Raw genomic sequence first — 16118 nt, 5'->3', positions numbered from 1 at the left:
TGCGAAATCAAAAGCAAAGGCAAAAGGCGTGTGGCAAAAAAGGCTTATAGCTATCGGCTTATTGCTAACGGCTTAAAGCTTATGTTTAACGTACCCAAAAGCAATTTTTGGAAAAATAAAAACGGCTTGGGAATTTTCAAGCCGTTTTTGTTGCAAATACTGAAATAGAGCCGTACCCATACCGGGCACAGGCTGGATTCTGCGCTAAAGCCTGATAGCTTTCCGCAGAAAGACAAGATTAGATAGAATTGTTTCTTGGGTAATTGTTTTTTTATGTAATTGTCTCTTTTTGTAATTGTATTTTATCGTAATTGCTTCTCTTTGTAATTGGTTCTTTGGGTAATTGGTTTTTATCGTAATTGCTTCTTTGTTTTCTCGTGCCGTTTTTGTGTATAAGACTATTGATTTTTATTGACTATTGTTTTTGCTGTTCCTTTCTTACGTTCCTTGATTGGCAATTCGTCATTGGTAATTTATTATTAGGGGCTGTGTTTAACATACCCGAAAGCAATTTTGGGAAAACGAAAAACGGCTTGGGAATTCCCAAGCCGTTTGATTGTAATTTATCCCTGCCTTTTATTACGCTGTTTTTATTCCGGCTGCTTTTTCAAGTCCGAGCTTTTCAACAGCGTCTTTTCGCATTTGGTATTTCAGTATTTTTCCGGCGACGTTCATCGGAAATTCTGTCATGAAGCTGACGTAGCGCGGAACTTTGTGTTTTGCCATGTGCGCCGCAACGTATTTTTTGATTTCTTCTTCAGTTGCTTCCGCGCCTTCTTTAAGGATTATGCACGCCATGATTTCTTCGCCAAGCCCTTCGTCAGGAACGCCGATGACCTGCACGTCTTTTACTTTTGGTGCGTGTAGAGAAATTCTTCGATTTCTTTCGGATAAATATTTTCTCCGCCGCGGATAATCATATCTTTCAGTCTGCCCGTAATACGGTAGTTGCCCTCCGGCGTGCGGCAGGCAAGGTCGCCCGTGTGCAGCCAGCCTTCTTCGTCAACGGCTTCCGCCGTTGCTTCCGGCATTTTGTAGTAGCCTTTCATTATGTTGTAGCCACGCGCGACAAATTCTCCCGTTTCGCCGTCGGGAAGCGTTTCTCCCGTTTCGGGATTTATTATGCGGCATTCTATTTCGGGAAGCGGTTTGCCGACCGTGGCTACACGAATTTCAAGAGGGTCGTCTGCCGCCGACATGGTGCAGCCGGGAGACGCTTCCGTTTCGCCGTAGACTATCGTAATTTCTTTCATGTTCATTTTGTCCACAACGTCGCGCATTTTTGAAATCGGGCAGGGGCTTCCCGCCATAATTCCGGTGCGTATGAAGCTGAAGTCGGTTTTTTCAAAATCAGGGTGCTCCAGCATTGCGATAAACATTGTCGGAACGCCGTGGAAGCAGGTGATTTTTTCCTGATTTATGCAGGCAAGCGACGCGCGTGTGGAGAAGTAGGGCAGCGGCGAAAGTGTCGCGCCGTGCGTCATGGAAGCAGTCATCGCCAGCACCATTCCGAAGCAGTGGAACATGGGAACCTGTATCATCATGCGGTCTGCCGTGGAGAGGTCCATTCTGTCGCCTATGCATTTGCCGTTGTTGACTACGTTGTAGTGGGTAAGCATAACTCCCTTGGGGAAACCCGTGGTTCCCGACGTGTACTGCATGTTGCAGACGTCGTGTACGTTGACCGCGTTTGCCATGCGCTGTATTTCTTCCTGCGGCACAAGTTCCGCGCGTTCAAGCGCATCTTCCCAGGTCAGCGCACCGTTCATGCGGAAACCGACGGTGATTATGTTGCGCAGGAACGGAAGCCGTTTCGCGGCAAGAGGTTCGCCGGGTTTTGCTGCTGCAAGCTCCGGACAAAGCTCCTGCATAATTTCTTTGTAGTTTGAATCCTTATAGCCTTCAATCATGACAAGCGTGTGCGTGTCCGACTGGCGGAAAAGATATTCCGCTTCCGCTATTTTGTACGCCGTGTTGACGGAAACGAGGACGGCGCCGATTTTTACGGCAGCCCAGAAGGTGATGTACCATTGCGGAAGATTTGTCGCCCAGACTGCAACGTGGCTGCCGGGCTTTACTCCGAGCGAAACAAGCACACGCGCAAATTCGTCCACGTCTTCGCGGAATTCTCCGTAGGTGCGCGTGTAATCAAGCGTTGTGTATTTGAATGCGTACTGGTCGGGGAATTCTTCAACCATTTTGTCGAGTACCCTGCCGAAGGTACAGTCTATAAGCTTGTCTTTCTGCCAGGGGAATTTGCCCGTGCCTGTTTTGTTTTCGTAAAGACGCAGTTTTTTTGTCTGCCGCGCCGTGTCGCCGTATTTTTTAATATGGTTTATAAAATGCAGCGCGACAAGCTCAAGCTCAAGCTCCGTTTCGTCCCAGAACGGTTTCCATTCCAGCGAGATAAAGCCGTCATAGTTTATGGAGTAGAGAGCGCGCATAACGTCTCCTATCGGGAGCGTGCCCTCGCCTATCAGATTGTATATAATTTCTCCGTTTTCAGCCGCGGAGGAATCCTTCAGATGAACGTGTTTAATGTAAGCGCCGAGGCGTTTCACCGTGTCCGCGGGACGCTCGCCGGCATCGCGGCACGTGTGGTTAATATCCCATACCGCGCCAAGCCTGTCGTCCGCAAAGGAGTCCAGCAGAGCGCAAAGCCGCACGGTATCAGCGTACGCGCCTATTGTTTCAACAAGCAGGGTAACGCCTGTCTGTTTTGCTTCCGGCAGCAGTTCCGCAATAATTTCCGATACGGCTGTATCCGTATTTTCTCCGCAGCTGTAAGCGGCAAGGCGCAGGTTGGGCACGTGAAGCTTTTTGGCGGCAGTAAGCGCGTCCGAGACTGTTTTCAGCGTTTCTTTTTTCTTTGACGCGTCCGCGATGTCGCAGTGCAGGTCAAGACAGGGTATCGTCAGCTTTTTCTCAAGCAGCTCCCTGTAAGCGGCGTTTGTTACGGCAGGTTCCAGCAATTTGCTTCCGGAATAAACCGGCTGCCACTGCTCATGAATTTCAATGCCGTCAAAGCCCGTTTCTGCCGCAAGCAGACAGAGCTCCGCCCAGTTTTTTGATGACCAGCCGCAGGTGGAGAAAGAGAGCTTCATTTAGTTGTGCGCCTCCTCAAAGGCAATCTTGTTCAGCGCGTTCATGTAGGAACCGAGAGAGGCGCCGAGAATGTCCGTAGAAATGCCCGTTCCCGAATAAAGCCTGCCTTCATAACGCAGCTTTATCAGCGTTGAACCGAAGGCTTCTCGCCCTTCGGTGACTGCCTGAATTTGGAAATCGTCCACTTCGTAGTGGTGTCCCGTTATCTGCTCTATGGCAAGAATTGCGGCATCTATAGGGCCGTCCCCGACTGCCATTCCCTGCAATTCTTTGCCGTCCCTGAGCATGTGAACCACGGCAGACGCGCTTATGCAGTTTCCGCAGTTGACAACGTAATTTTTAAGCTTGTAGACAGGGGGCACCTGCATTGCCGATGAGGCAATGATTGCCTCAAGTTCTTTGGTGCCGACAGATTTTTTTGAAGCCGCCGCGTTAAAACTTTCAAATACCTTTGCTATGTCTTCGTCAGAGAGTTCGTAACCGAGTTTTTTAACGGCTTTGGCAACCGTAGGAAGGTCGTCTCCGGCGTGCAGCAGAATTTCTCCCTGCCCTGCCGCGTTTCCTATATTGAACATTGTTTCCTCTTTTGTTTTTTTGGAACGCGCTATCCATGCTATCTGCTGCATTCCGCGGTTCAGCTCGGTCGTTTTTACGCCGCTTGAAAGTCCGCAGCGTTCGCTGCGCACAGTAAGAATTTTCACGACTTCTTCAGCCGACGGAGAAGGACCTGCGCTTGCAAGGACGCATGCCTCTTCCGCCCCGCACTCGAACGCGGCAAAAACGTTTGCCGCCGCCATGGAAAGCGTGTCCGCACAGCGTACGGCAAGGCACACGTTTTTAAGCTCCGGAACTGCTTCATACAGCTTTTCAATGAATGCCTTGAATTCCTGCGGGAACATATTTCCGGCAGTGTCGCAGATTGTAACGGTGTTTGCGCCGGCTTCTATTGCTTTTTTTACCGCTGAAACAATGAAATCAAAATCGGCGCGCGTAGCGTCAAGCGCAGAAAATTCCACGTCATCGCAAAGTTTTCTGGCTTTGCCGATTATGTCGGTGATAATTTCAAGCAGCTTGTCGGGGCGTTTGTGGCTCATAAATTCCATCTGGACAGTGGAGACAGGCAGTTCAAGGTAGAGCCTCGGATGTTTTGCCCCGCATACGGCATCCCATGCCAGTTTCAGAGATTCGTCCGTTGTCCCTGTGGGCATTGAAACCGTACTGTATGAAACGGCGGCGGTAATGGTGTGAATAAGCAGGGAACCGACTTTTACGTTTTCTATTGTAGGCAATCCAATTGTATCAATACGAAGCTTGTCAAGCGTCTTCGCAATCTCTACAACCTCTTTAAAACTCAGCGTATTGCCGTGATTTGCAACGTAATCCCTGAGGGTTATGTCGTTCAGCTTAATTTTTCTCATTTTTATCCGTCCGTTTCATATTGTAAATACCGGCTTCCGGTGATAAAAACCGCCGGCTTCCGTCAGCCGATTTTAAAATATTTCGGCTGATTTTTCAACCATTTTATATTTGTATGACAGCCAAAGCCTTCGGGAATCCCCCAAGGCTTTGATGTATTGCAGTTCTTTGTTTCAGCCCGCCGTACTCCGCTTAAACCAAAACCACTCCGCGGGCAGCCGGTAAATTATTTCAGCACCGCGCCTTCAACGCCGCTTGTCGCGTGTGCGCGGTATCGGTTGAGGAACACACTGTTCGTTTCCTGTACTTTAGGTACAAATTTTTCCCTGCGTTTAGCCAGCTCTTCTTCGCTTACTTTAAGGTCAAGCCGCTTGTTGGGAATATCAATGAAGATAATGTCTCCTTCCTCGACAAGCCCGATCGGGCCTCCGGCGCAGGCTTCAGGCGATACGTGGCCTATGGAAGCGCCGCGCGTCGCGCCTGAGAAACGTCCGTCCGTGATAAGCGCGACTGTTCCGCCTTTGCCCTGTCCCATTATCGCAGAGGTCGGCGTAAGCATTTCACGCATTCCGGGACCTCCTTTAGGCCCTTCGTTGCGGATTACAACAACGTCTCCGTCTTTAATTTCGTTGGCAAGAATTGCGCGGCTTGCGTCTTCCTCACATTCAAACACGCGTGCAGGCCCTTCGTGCACCAGCATTTCAGGCGCAACGGCTGCCTGTTTGACAATGGCTCCGAGAGGCGCTAGCGTGCCTTTCATAAAGGCAAGTCCGCCTTTTGCATGATACGGATTGTCCAGCGGGCGTATTGTTTCCGTGTCGGCAACCTTGCAGTCTTTAACGTTTTCGGCAACGGTTTCTCCCGTGACCGTAATCGGTTCCCCGTGGATAAGCCCTGCGTCAAGCAGCTGTTTCATAAGCGCCTGAACACCGCCCGCCTGCCACAGGTCTTCAAGATGCGAAGCACCGCCCGGGCTCATTGAGCAGACGTGAGGAACCTTTTCGCCGAGAGTGTTGAAAAGGTCAAGCGTAATTTTCTGTCCCGCCGCCCACGCGATTGCAGGGAGATGAAGCGTTGTGTTCGTAGAACCGCCGAGCGCGAGGTCAACGGCAACGGCGTTTTCAAACGCCTGCTCTGTAAGTATGTCGCGCGGACGGATATTTTTCTCAATCATTTTCATTACCGCCCTGCCTGCGTCTTTCGCAAGGCGGATACGGCCTGCATGAACGGCAGGAATTGTTCCGTTGCCGGGGAGCGCAAGTCCGAGAACTTCCAGCATGCAGTTCATTGTATTGGCGGTGAACATTCCGGAGCAGCTTCCGCAGCCCGGGCAGGCGTTTGCTTCGACGGCGCGGAGCTCGTCCTCGCTGATTTTGCCTGCCGAGCAGCTTCCCACCGCTTCAAATACACTGTTGAGGTCGAGCGTTTTCCCGCGCAGTTTTCCCGTCATCATAGGACCTCCGGAAACTACGACGGACGGAATGTTAAGCTTGGCCGCCGCCATAGCCATACCCGGAACTATTTTGTCGCAGTTCGGTATAAGTACAAGTCCGTCAAAGGCGTGAGCTTTCGCCATAACTTCGATTGAATCCATTATGAGCTCGCGACTGGGCAGCGAGAATTTCATTCCCTCATGATTCATTGCGATACCGTCGCAGACGCCTATTACAGGGAATTCTATCGGAAGTCCTCCTGCTGCGTAAATGCCTGCTTTTACCGCTTCGGTAAGCTGGCGGAGATGTACGTGTCCGGGAATTATCGCATTGTAGGCATTAGCTATGCCTATCCACGGGCGGTCAACCTCCCAGTCCGTGTAACCTGCAGCTTTTAAAAGCGAACGGTGCGGTGCTCTCTGAAAACCTTTTTTTGCCTGATCGCTGATCATTTTTATACGCCTCTTTCTGTCAGTAATTTATATCGCGGATTTTGCCGGGTACTGCTTCGGTAAAAAGAACAGCTGCTATTTTGAGAATATCATATCGCTGATGCAGCCGCCTGAAGGAACCATCGGGAATACGCATGCTTCCTGAGGAATTTTGAAATCAACAACCACAGGGCCGTCAATTTTCAGCGCTTTCTCAATCGCGCCCTTAACCTGCGCCGGTTTTTCAACGCGCAAGCCGCTCGCGCCCATGCCTTCCGCAATTTTGACAAAGTCAGGATCCTGCGGATAAAGCGTTGAGGAATAGCGGTTATCGTAGAACAGTTCCTGCCACTGGCGGACCATACCGAGACACGAGTTGTTGAGGACAAATACCTTTACGGGGATATTGTAGCGTGCGCAGGTGTCCAGTTCCTGTATGTTCATCATAAAACTTCCGTCACCCGCTATGCAGACCACAGGCCTGTCAGGTCTGGCAAAATGAGCGCCCATTGCCGCAGGGAAACCAAAGCCCATGGCTCCGAGTCCGCCCGAGGTTATGAAATGGTTGGGTTCTTCCACGCGGAAATACTGCGCCGCCCACATCTGGTGCTGTCCGACTTCGGTCGTGAGCGTAATATCGCCTTTTGTAATTTCGTTAAGCGTTTCAAGCACCTGCCACGGCGTTATCGCACCGGGGAAAGCCTGCTGCGGCATAGGTTCTTTCTTTTTAATTTTGTCAAGGAAAGCATACCATTCTTTCCTTTCAGGGATTTTTGGTGCAAGAGCTTTTGAAAGCGTGCCGAGAATTTTTCCGGCGTCACCGATAAGCCAAATGTCGGTAACAATGCGTTTGTCAACTTCCGCCGGGTCTCTGTCAATATGAATAATTTTTGCCTTGGGAGCAAAGGTTTCGGAACTGCCTGTCGTTCTGTCGCTGAGACGCGTGCCTATTGCAAGGATTACGTCCGCTGCCTGAAGAGCACGGTTTGATACAGGAGTGCCGTGCATTCCTGCCATGCCGAGAACGTGCGGATGTGATTCGGGAAGAGCACCCTTGCCCATAAGCGTCGTTACCACTGGCGCGTTGAGCTGTTTGGCTATTGCCGAAAGCTGTTTTGAAGCATGCGAACGAAGAACGCCGCCGCCTGCGTAAATAACGGGGCGTTTCGCTTTTTCAAGGGCGGAAACCGCTTCATCAAGCTTGTCCAGATTATTCAGCTCGTCAGGGTGGTAGCCTGGAAGCGAAAGTTTTTTCGGCCACACGAATTCGCCCTCAGCCGTCTGAACGTTGGAGGGCAAATCAACAAGCACAGGACCTGGGCGGCCGGTAGAAGCAATGTAAAAAGCTTTCTTTATCATTGCCGGAATATCGTTCGGATTGTGTATCTGCAGACTGTGCTTGATAAAGGACATTGTCCCGCCTATAATGTCCGCTTCCTGAAAAGCGTCGGTGCCGAGAACGGTGACAGGCACCTGACCGGTAATTGCAACCAGAGGCACCGAATCCATGTAGGCAGTTGCAATGCCGGTAACAAGATTTGTAGCGCCGGGACCTGAAGTCGCTATACAGACGCCGACTCTTTCGCTTGCGCGCGAATAACCGTCCGCGGCATGCGCGGCCGCCTGCTCGTGGCGTACAAGAATATTGTTGAATTTTGCGTCGTAAAGCGCGTTGTAAAGCGGTATAACCTGTCCGCCCGGCAGCCCGAAAATTGTGGTTACCTTTTCGGCTTCAAGCGATTTTACAAGTATCTGCGCTCCGGTCAGTTTTTCACCCATTTTGCACACTCCCTGAAGTTATATTTTAAAAAATTTATGTTAAAAACTATAATACAGTTTAATTTTCAATGTCTTATGCAAATTCCGAGCCGCGAAATTCTGAGTTTTGCGGAAGCCGTTTCCGGCTTCCGCAAAATAAAAAGTAAAATTAAATTAATATTCCGGTGCTTCTTTTTTTGCCATCCAGGGCATCATTGAGCGGAGCTGCTGTCCGACTTTTTCGTGAAGTTCCTTGCGGATTGCTTTTGTCCAGACCTTCATGCGCGGTCTGCCTGACTGGTTTTCAAGCAGCCAGTCGCGTGCAAAGGTTCCGTCCTGAATGTCTCTCAGAACTTCTTTCATAGCCTTGCGCGACTGTTCGTTGATAACCTTTGGTCCTGTAATCATATCGCCGTATTTTGCCGTATCCGAGATGGAATAGCGCATCCAGCTCATGCCGCCCTCGTTGATCATGTCAACGATAAGCTTCATTTCGTGCATGCATTCAAAATATGCCATTTCCGGCTGATAACCGGCTTCTACAAGCGTGTTAAAGCCCTGTTTCATAAGCTCGCAGACACCGCCGCAAAGCACTGCCTGTTCGCCGAAAAGGTCTGTTTCCGTCTCTTCGCGGAACGTTGTTTCAATAACGCCTGCGCGGCCTCCGCCGATACCTGAAGCATAGGCGAGGGCGAAATCCTTGGCGTGTCCGGAAGCGTCCTGCTGAACTGCGATAAGGCAGGGAACGCCCTGTCCTTCCGTATAGGTGCGGCGGACAATATGTCCGGGGCCCTTCGGCGCAACCATAACAACGTCATGTTTGGCGCCGGGCTGAATCTGTCCGAAATGAATTGCAAAGCCGTGCGCGAACATAAGAATTGCGTCTTCTTTCATGTTCGGCGCCACCTCTGCTTTGTAGGCCGCAGCCTGGAGATGGTCAGGGATAAGGAACATGATTGCGTCCGCAAGCTTTGATGCTTCCGCAACCGTGTAGACTTCAAACCCGTCGTTTTTCGCGGTTTCTACCGATTTGCTTGTCGGACGAAGTCCGATAATAACCTTTGCCCCGCTGTCGCGAAGGTTCTGTGCGTGCGCGTGACCCTGGCTTCCGTAGCCGAGGACGGCTATGGTCTTTCCGTTAAGGAAATTAAGGTCTGCATCGCGGTCGTAATATGCTTTTGCTGCCATTGTACAACACTCCTTTGTTTTGAAATGCATTAAAAAATGCTTATTTTTGGTGTGAAATCACACGTTATTTGTCTTTATTGCTTTTCAGTCCGCTTCTTGCAAGCGATACCTGCCCGCTTCCGGCAGTCTCAACTATGCCGTAAGGTTCCAGGGCTGCAAGACAGGCTTCAACCTTTGATTCCGAACCTGTTACTTCAAAAGAAATTGTATCTGCGCCTATATCGACAACGCGGCAGCGGAAAACTTCCGCCGTCTGGAAAATGCTCGGACGCTTTGAAACAGGCGCTTTAACCTTAATAAGCTTCAGATAGCGCTCTACCGTGTTGCCTTCGCGCGTAAGATTGCGTACGGAAATAACCTCTGCCAGTTTCTGCAACTGTTTCTGCACCTGGTCGTAGGTTGATTCCTCGCCGTCAAAAACCAGCGTATAGCGCGAGACGCCCTTAACCTCCGTAGGACCCGCAGCAATGCTGATAATATTATACCCTCTGCGGTAAATAAGCGCGGCAACCCTGCTGAGTACACCGGGCTGGTCTTCTGAATAAATACAGAACGTATTGGACATAATTTCCTCCTATTCCTCGTCAAAGCCGCTTCTGGCAACGGACACCTGCCCGCTTCCGGCAGTTTCGACTATGCCGAACGGCTGTAACGCCTTTATACACGCTTCAACCTTTGATTTCGCTCCCGTAACTTCAAGCGTCAGGGTGGAAGAACCAAGATCAACGACGCGGCAGCGGAAAATCTCCGCCGTCTGGAAAATATCCGATCTTGAGCTCTGCGGCGCTTTAACTTTAATAAGCTTCAGATAGCGCTCAACCGCATTGCCGTCGCGTGTCAAATCGGTTACCGAAATAACCTCCGTAAGTTTTTCCAGCTGTTTGCGAACCTGCTCGCATATCCTCGGTTCACCGTCAACAACAACTGTAAAACGCGAAACTCCGTCTTCCTCCGTGGGAGAGACAGACAAACTGACAATATTGTACGCACGGCGGTAAATAAGAGCCGCAATACGCATCAGAACTCCGGGCTGATCCTGCGACAAAATACTGAAGGTACTCGACATAGCAATCACTCCTCTGCAAGCATTCCGCGCCGCTGTAAATTCCGTGTAAATCAGACTGCGCGAAGCTTCCCTGTTTTACGGATAAAAATCAAGCCGACCCCTCTGTTTGGGCCGGCCTGGATTAAAGCGAAAAAATAAAACGCCGATCATCCAAGCAGACCCGCCAAAATAATGACAACGACTATAACGAGAACGCTGCTGAATCTTCCTGTCATAACGGGTCTCCTTTCTTTCCGGCGCTGTACTTCTTTACAACGGGCAAATAATACTCTGAAACCGTTGGAATGTCAATCTTTTTGTGTAAAAAACTTATAATATTTAATAAATACGAAAATTTTGACAAAAAACCTTTCAAATTATAACTTTATGCTAAAAATACTGACAAAACAACAATTTTTTTAAGAGAAAAAGAACGAAAAAACATCATAAAAAAACAAAAACCCCCCGAATTCGGGGGTTTTCGTCTGCAATAATGGGAAAATTACTTAAGGGTAACCTTTGCTCCTGCTTCTTCGAGTTTCTTTTTCATCTCTTCGGCTTCTTCTTTGGCTACGCCTTCTTTGACCATCTTCGGTGCGCCGTCAACAAGGTCTTTGGCTTCTTTGAGGCCGAGTCCCGTGATTTCGCGGACAACTTTGATGACGTCAAGTTTCTTTGCGCCGAACTCTGTGAGTTCAACGTTGAATTCTGTTTTTTCTTCTTCTGCCGCTGCCGCCGGTGCCGCTGCGCCTGCTGCTACTGCCATTACCGGTGCTGCTGCTGAAACGCCGAACTTGTCTTCGAGTTCTTTAACGAGATCTGAAAGTTCGAGAACTGACATTGATTCTATTGCGCTGATGATTTCTTCTTTTGTCATAATAAATTCCTCCAAAGTTAAATTTTTGTTTGTTGTTTACGCCGCTATGCGGCTTTGAGCATTATGCTGCGTTTTCTTTTTTGTCCCTGACTGCCGCAAGGGCGGTAACAAGTCCTCTTGCAGGGCCTGAAAGTACGTTGACCAGCCCCTGAAGCGGGGAAGCCATGGCGCGTACTGCCATTCCGAGAAGAACTTCGCGCGGCGGGATGTCTGCGATTGCAAATACTTCTGCTTTTGAAATGATTCTGCCTTCGAAAATTCCGCCTTTGACGATCAACGCTGCGTTTTCCTTCGCTTTTGCGAAATCGCGGATTGCTTTGGCAACTGCTGACGCGTCTCCGTACGAGAGCACGTAGCCGTTGGGGCCAAAGTCGATTTCAGGAGCGGTTATCATATCGTTCTCTTTGAGCGCGATACGCATGAGGGTGTTTTTGCAAACCTTCATTTCGCCGCCTGCTTCACGGATGCTTTTGCGGAGAGCCGTGCTCTGTGCAACCGTAAGTCCGCGGTATTCAACGATGTAGACTGCGTTAGTCTTTTTAAGAAGTCCAGCGAGTTCGTCAATGTTTTCGCGTTTTGCTTGTGTCGGCATTCGATTTTCACCTCCTGTATTGTTGTGTCGGATGCCGGCAAAATAAAAACCGGCTTCCGCTGCTCAAGTGAGTCCGGAAGCCGTAAACATACATAAATACGCCTTTTACCAGACCTCGGCGGGATATTGAGCGCTCATCGCGCACCAGCTGTCTTGAGTCCAAGCCCGATTATTATATACGTAATCCTGAAAAATGCAAGTGTTTTTTGCGAAAAAATTCAAAACGGCAATAGCCGCGGATAATATTTATTTTTAATACTAAAATATCCCCATAATGACTCTTTTGTGTTATAATAGTGTCAACGAAGGGAAGTGTATAATTATGGCAGAAGCAGCTATTCTGAGGCACAAAATTGACAAAACGCTGAAACATCAGGCTGAAACATTGTTTGAAAGCATGGGGCTGACGCCGGCGGCAGCCATAAAGTTATTCTACAAACAGACGGTACTGGCAGGCGCTCTGCCGTTTGCCGTTAAAGCCGAGGAGCCGTTCTACAGCGAAGCAAATCAGCTTGCTCTCAAGGCAGCAATAGCAAGGCTTGATGCCGGATACGGGACGGAACATGAACTGATAGAGGTTAAGGAGAATTGTCATGGCATTTGAACTCAGGAAATACACCGCTCCCGATTTTTCGGAAGACAAATTTAAAAACGCTCCGCAGACAGTATTCAAACCTGCGCCTTTTGACGCAACGGCACCGGACAATTTTCACGCCCTGAGCATCTTCCCCGAATATTTTCACGTAGGGGAAAACTGGCTGCTTGCAAAAGAAAGTCGCATGGACTGCGTGCCCGTGTACAAGGACGGTGAAATAACCGTTGTGGAGCCGCGCTGGCTGAAAGCAGGCGACCTTGTCGCAACAGGACGGACTGAAAACTGCGAGGACGGCATCTACGTACACCCCAACGGCTTTAATGAAGAATCAGCAACCGGCGAAGTATTTTCATTCCGCCGCCACCGTTCGCGCGAAACGGCATTCTCCCGCGACTACGACGAACTGTACGAACTGCTGGAGCATGAAAAGAAACACGGTAAAACAGTATGGGTCATAGGGCCTGCCTTTGCCTTTGACGCAGACTCGCGGCGCGCCTTTGCGGGGCTTGTCGCAGGCGGTTACGTCAACGCTCTGCTGTCGGGCAACGCTCTTGCGACACACGACCTTGAAGCGGCATACCTGCAGACAGCGCTAGGACAGAACGTCTATACTCAGGAAAGCGTTCCAAACGGCCATTACAACCATCTCGACACCATAAACAGGGTAAAATTTCACGGCTCCGTGAAGAAATTTATCGAAGCCGAAAAAATAGACAACGGAATAATATACAGCTGCGAAAAATACGGCGTTCCCTACGTCTTGGCAGGCTCCATACGCGATGACGGGCCTCTGCCTCCGGTTTTCGGCAACGTGTACGAAGCAGCGGCAAAAATGCGTGACGAAATCCGCAGCGCAACAACGGTAATCTGCATGGCAACAACGCTGCACACCATTGCCACCGGAAACATGACACCGTCATTCAGGGTAATGCCCGACGGAACAATCAGGCAGATTTACTTCTACTGCGTGGACATTGCCGAATTTACGGTCAACAAGCTCGCAGACAGAGGCAGTCTCTCCGCAAAAGGTATCGTAACAAACGTTCAGGACTTTATCGTCAACCTTGCAAAAGGCATGGGGTGCTATTAGATCGCTGCTCCTTGGTCGTTATTCGTTATTTGCTATTCTTAAGAAACTGAACAAATTAAAACGGCATGGGAGAAAAATCCTAAGCCGTTTTGTATTTTATCCGTCTGTTTAGTTTGCTTTTGTTTCGCAGTATTTGCAGCGGTAGGTTTTCGTTTCTTCGTCCGCAAGGTAGAAGACGTGGTCAAGCTCCTGTTCCGTGCCTGTGATACAGCGCGGGTTTTTGCAGCGGATAACGTTGGTGAGGATTTTCGGCGTGCCTATCGTTCGTTTCTCAACAAGTTTTCCGTCCCTGATGACGTTCACGGTCGCAGTCGGGTCAACGCAGCCGATTGCGTCAAGATTTACCGGTATGTCGGCGTCTATTTTGATTATGTCTTTTCTTCCTTTTTTTTCGCTGTACGCGTTTTTTATAATCGCCACGGAGCAGTCCAGTTCTTCAAGCCCAAGCAGCTCGTAAAGCTTCATTCCTCTTCCTGCCGTGATGTGGTCGATTACCGTTCCGTTGCGTATGGAGTCTATTCTCATAGCGTTCCCGCCTCCTTAAGCAGTTTCAGCATAAGCGCCATGCGCATGTATTTTCCGTTCAGCACCTGTTTGAAGTAGCAGGCGCGAGGGTCGTTGTCTATCGCGACGCTGATTTCGTTGACGCGCGGCAGCGGGTGCATTATGCAGAGGTCTTTTTTCGCGTTTGCCAGTTTTTTCGGCGTGAGTATGTAGCTGTCTTTCAGGCGCAGATAGTCTTCTTCATTAAAGAAGCGTTCTCTCTGAACGCGCGTCATGTAAAGTATGTCAAGTTCCGGCATTGTACCTTCAAGGTCTGTCGTCTGCCGGTAGGGTATGCCGCGTTTCGCGAGCACGTCTTTTTTGACGTAGCTCGGCAGTTTCAGTTCTTCCGGCGATATGAGTACAAAGCTGCTGCCCTCGTAGCGCGACATCGCGTTGATGAGCGAGTGTACCGTGCGCCCGAATTTGAGGTCTCCGCACAGTCCTATCGTAAGATTGCTGAAGCCGCCTTTTTCGCGGTATATCGTGAGCAGGTCTGCGAGCGTCTGCGTCGGGTGGCAGTGCCCCCCGTCTCCCGCGTTGATTACGGGAACGGAGGCGTTGTTCGCGGCGACAAGAGCCGCTCCCTCTTTCGGGTGGCGCATTGCGATTATGTCAGCATAGCAGCTGACGGTTTTTGCGGTGTCGGCAACGCTTTCTCCCTTTGCGGCGGAGGAGTTGTTCGCCGCCGAAAAGCCGATTACGTTTCCCCCGAGTTCATACATTGCCGCTTCAAAGCTGAGACGCGTTCTCGTTGACGGTTCGAAGAAAAGCGTCGCAAGCTTTTTCCCGCGGCATATTTCGCCGTATTTTTTTGGATTTTCGATAATGTCGCAGGCTGTTTTTATGAGCTCGTCAAGCTCGTCAAGCGACAAATCGGCTACGTCAATTATGCTGCGCATTTATAAAAAACCTCCTTTTAATAAAAATCAATTACCCAAAGAACCAATGACTCAAAAAAACAATTACTATAAAGTACAATTACCATAAAATACAATGAGTAATGAAGAATTAAGTCCTTTAAGGCTTACTGCTTCTATCTCCGTCTTTCTGCGGAAAGCCGTCAGGCTTTAGCGCAGAATCCAGTGGCTTTGGTTTTTCTTTTCCCGTCTTTCTGCGGAAGTCCGAAGGACTTAGCGCAGAATCCAGTGTCGTTAATAGCGCTCCCGTTGGTCGCGAAAGTCACTGGTTTCCGCGCCTCCGCGTTGCTTCGCGCGGAATGACGGATTTTTTTGCTTACCGCTTGCCATTCTTAATTATTTATTGCTTCTTTAATCCATCTTTCATCGGAGGGATTGTCGCGGAAGGCAAGGAGCTGTTTTATTTCTTCGGGTTTAATATAGCCTTCCTCTGCCGCAACTTTGGCAATCACGTCAAAATTGGTCAATGAAACATTACGCACGTTTGCCGCTGCAAGCCGTTCAAGTCCCTTTTTCATTCCGTAGGTGAAAATGCTTGCAATGCCAAGCACTTCGGCTCCCGCTTCGCGCAGAACGGCAACAACTTCAAGCACGCTGCCTGCTGTTGAGATAAGGTCTTCAATAACAACAACTTTCTGCCCGCGTTCAAGTCTTCCTTCTATCTGATTCTGTCTGCCGTGGTCTTTTGCCCCGCTGCGAACGTAGCCCATAGGCATATTAAGCAGATGTCCCGTTATTGCCGCATGGGCAATTCCGGCTGTTGAGGTTCCCATAAGAACCTCGGCATCAGGATAGTTTTCTTTTACAAGCTGTGCAAGTCCGTTTTCAATGTCGCTGCGCACTCCGGGCGCCGTGAGCGTCAAACGGTTGTCGCAGTACACGGGGCTTTTAATTCCGCTTGCCCACGTGAACGGTTCCTGCGGACGGAAAAATACCGCTTTGATTGAGAGCAGGTCTTTTGCTATTTTTTTCTGCATTTTTATATCCTCCCTGTTATCCGATAAATTCTTTTATACAGCGGTTATACGCCGCGACAGGATTCTGCGCGGCCGTTATCGGTCTGCCCACGACTATGAAATCAGAACCTGCGAGTTTCGCCTGTTCCGGCGTCATTACGCGTTTTTG

The 16118-nt window shown here is 49.7% G+C and carries 16 protein-coding genes; 2 read left to right on the top strand and 14 right to left on the bottom strand.

Going from position 1 to position 16118, the window contains the following annotated elements; genetic code table 11:
* Positions 1 to 579: 579 nt before the first annotated feature.
* The 10 genes from KBS54_02935 to KBS54_02890 form a co-directional block, all read right to left on the bottom strand.
* On the bottom strand, positions 580 to 843 hold the full coding sequence (locus KBS54_02935; GenBank protein MBQ0055087.1) for a hypothetical protein: 264 nt from the start codon (positions 841 to 843) through the stop codon (positions 580 to 582).
* A 5-nt stretch (positions 844 to 848) separates the two neighbouring features.
* A complete protein-coding gene (locus KBS54_02930) occupies positions 849 to 3104 on the bottom strand; it encodes an AMP-binding protein (protein MBQ0055086.1) in 2256 nt (751 codons plus the stop codon).
* Positions 3105 to 4523 carry a hypothetical protein gene (locus tag KBS54_02925; protein MBQ0055085.1) on the bottom strand — a complete coding sequence of 473 codons (1419 nt, stop codon included), beginning with the start codon at positions 4521 to 4523 and terminating at the stop codon, positions 3105 to 3107.
* A gap of 224 nt (positions 4524 to 4747) precedes the next feature.
* Positions 4748 to 6406, bottom strand: coding sequence for a dihydroxy-acid dehydratase (ilvD, locus tag KBS54_02920; GenBank protein ID MBQ0055084.1), 1659 nt, complete (start codon positions 6404 to 6406; stop codon positions 4748 to 4750).
* A gap of 75 nt (positions 6407 to 6481) precedes the next feature.
* Entirely contained in the window at positions 6482 to 8164 is a 1683-nt protein-coding gene (gene ilvB / locus KBS54_02915) for a biosynthetic-type acetolactate synthase large subunit (protein ID MBQ0055083.1), read from the bottom strand.
* Between the two features lie 153 nt (positions 8165 to 8317).
* Positions 8318 to 9331, bottom strand: coding sequence for a ketol-acid reductoisomerase (gene ilvC / locus KBS54_02910; GenBank protein MBQ0055082.1), 1014 nt, complete (start codon positions 9329 to 9331; stop codon positions 8318 to 8320).
* Between the two features lie 64 nt (positions 9332 to 9395).
* Entirely contained in the window at positions 9396 to 9896 is a 501-nt protein-coding gene (gene ilvN, locus KBS54_02905) for an acetolactate synthase small subunit (protein ID MBQ0055081.1), read from the bottom strand.
* 9 nt (positions 9897 to 9905) lie between these two features.
* Positions 9906 to 10397 (bottom strand): acetolactate synthase small subunit, encoded by a 492-nt coding sequence (gene ilvN / locus KBS54_02900; GenBank protein ID MBQ0055080.1) that lies wholly within the window; start codon positions 10395 to 10397, stop codon positions 9906 to 9908.
* A gap of 481 nt (positions 10398 to 10878) precedes the next feature.
* Positions 10879 to 11253, bottom strand: a complete 375-nt coding sequence (rplL, locus tag KBS54_02895; GenBank protein ID MBQ0055079.1) for a 50S ribosomal protein L7/L12 — start codon at positions 11251 to 11253, stop codon at positions 10879 to 10881.
* A gap of 61 nt (positions 11254 to 11314) precedes the next feature.
* Complete coding sequence (locus KBS54_02890) at positions 11315 to 11845, bottom strand: 50S ribosomal protein L10 (protein ID MBQ0055078.1); 531 nt, start codon at positions 11843 to 11845, stop codon at positions 11315 to 11317.
* A 322-nt stretch (positions 11846 to 12167) separates the two neighbouring features.
* Between KBS54_02890 and KBS54_02885 the strand changes: the two genes are divergently transcribed.
* Positions 12168 to 12449, top strand: coding sequence for a type II toxin-antitoxin system RelB/DinJ family antitoxin (locus tag KBS54_02885; GenBank protein MBQ0055077.1), 282 nt, complete (start codon positions 12168 to 12170; stop codon positions 12447 to 12449).
* A complete protein-coding gene (locus KBS54_02880) occupies positions 12439 to 13530 on the top strand; it encodes a hypothetical protein (protein MBQ0055076.1) in 1092 nt (363 codons plus the stop codon). Before KBS54_02885 ends, KBS54_02880 begins: the two co-directional genes overlap by 11 nt.
* 108 nt (positions 13531 to 13638) lie before the next feature.
* Here the strand turns inward: KBS54_02880 and KBS54_02875 are convergent, their stop codons facing one another.
* The 4 genes from KBS54_02875 to KBS54_02860 form a co-directional block, all read right to left on the bottom strand.
* On the bottom strand, positions 13639 to 14055 hold the full coding sequence (locus tag KBS54_02875) for an aspartate carbamoyltransferase regulatory subunit (protein MBQ0055075.1): 417 nt from the start codon (positions 14053 to 14055) through the stop codon (positions 13639 to 13641).
* The gene (pyrB, locus tag KBS54_02870; GenBank protein ID MBQ0055074.1) at positions 14052 to 14975 is read right to left on the bottom strand and encodes an aspartate carbamoyltransferase; all 924 of its coding nucleotides are present in this window, start codon (positions 14973 to 14975) and stop codon (positions 14052 to 14054) included. Before pyrB ends, KBS54_02875 begins: the two co-directional genes overlap by 4 nt.
* A gap of 350 nt (positions 14976 to 15325) precedes the next feature.
* Positions 15326 to 15970, bottom strand: a complete 645-nt coding sequence (locus KBS54_02865; protein MBQ0055073.1) for an orotate phosphoribosyltransferase — start codon at positions 15968 to 15970, stop codon at positions 15326 to 15328.
* Between the two features lie 16 nt (positions 15971 to 15986).
* Positions 15987 to 16118: orotidine 5'-phosphate decarboxylase (locus KBS54_02860; protein MBQ0055072.1), on the bottom strand; the 132-nt coding region annotated here is incomplete at its 5' end.

Source organism: Candidatus Equadaptatus faecalis (assembly GCA_018065065.1).
In the GTDB taxonomy this organism is placed as follows: domain Bacteria; phylum Synergistota; class Synergistia; order Synergistales; family Synergistaceae; genus Equadaptatus; species Equadaptatus faecalis.
The sequence above is the reverse complement of the archived record's forward strand: the minus strand, read 5'-3'. Positions and strand labels throughout refer to the sequence as shown.

Coding starts and splice junctions, on each gene's coding strand:
- KBS54_02930 (MBQ0055086.1), bottom strand. CDS start 3,104: ATGAAGCTCTCTTTCTCCACCTGCGGCTGGTCATCAAAAAACTGGGCG.
- KBS54_02925 (MBQ0055085.1), bottom strand. CDS start 4,523: ATGAGAAAAATTAAGCTGAACGACATAACCCTCAGGGATTACGTTGCA.
- ilvD (MBQ0055084.1), bottom strand. CDS start 6,406: ATGATCAGCGATCAGGCAAAAAAAGGTTTTCAGAGAGCACCGCACCGT.
- ilvB (MBQ0055083.1), bottom strand. CDS start 8,164: ATGGGTGAAAAACTGACCGGAGCGCAGATACTTGTAAAATCGCTTGAA.
- ilvC (MBQ0055082.1), bottom strand. CDS start 9,331: ATGGCAGCAAAAGCATATTACGACCGCGATGCAGACCTTAATTTCCTT.
- ilvN (MBQ0055081.1), bottom strand. CDS start 9,896: ATGTCCAATACGTTCTGTATTTATTCAGAAGACCAGCCCGGTGTACTC.
- ilvN (MBQ0055080.1), bottom strand. CDS start 10,397: ATGTCGAGTACCTTCAGTATTTTGTCGCAGGATCAGCCCGGAGTTCTG.
- rplL (MBQ0055079.1), bottom strand. CDS start 11,253: ATGACAAAAGAAGAAATCATCAGCGCAATAGAATCAATGTCAGTTCTC.
- KBS54_02890 (MBQ0055078.1), bottom strand. CDS start 11,845: ATGCCGACACAAGCAAAACGCGAAAACATTGACGAACTCGCTGGACTT.
- KBS54_02885 (MBQ0055077.1), top strand. CDS start 12,168: ATGGCAGAAGCAGCTATTCTGAGGCACAAAATTGACAAAACGCTGAAA.
- KBS54_02880 (MBQ0055076.1), top strand. CDS start 12,439: ATGGCATTTGAACTCAGGAAATACACCGCTCCCGATTTTTCGGAAGAC.
- KBS54_02875 (MBQ0055075.1), bottom strand. CDS start 14,055: ATGAGAATAGACTCCATACGCAACGGAACGGTAATCGACCACATCACG.
- pyrB (MBQ0055074.1), bottom strand. CDS start 14,975: ATGCGCAGCATAATTGACGTAGCCGATTTGTCGCTTGACGAGCTTGAC.
- KBS54_02865 (MBQ0055073.1), bottom strand. CDS start 15,970: ATGCAGAAAAAAATAGCAAAAGACCTGCTCTCAATCAAAGCGGTATTT.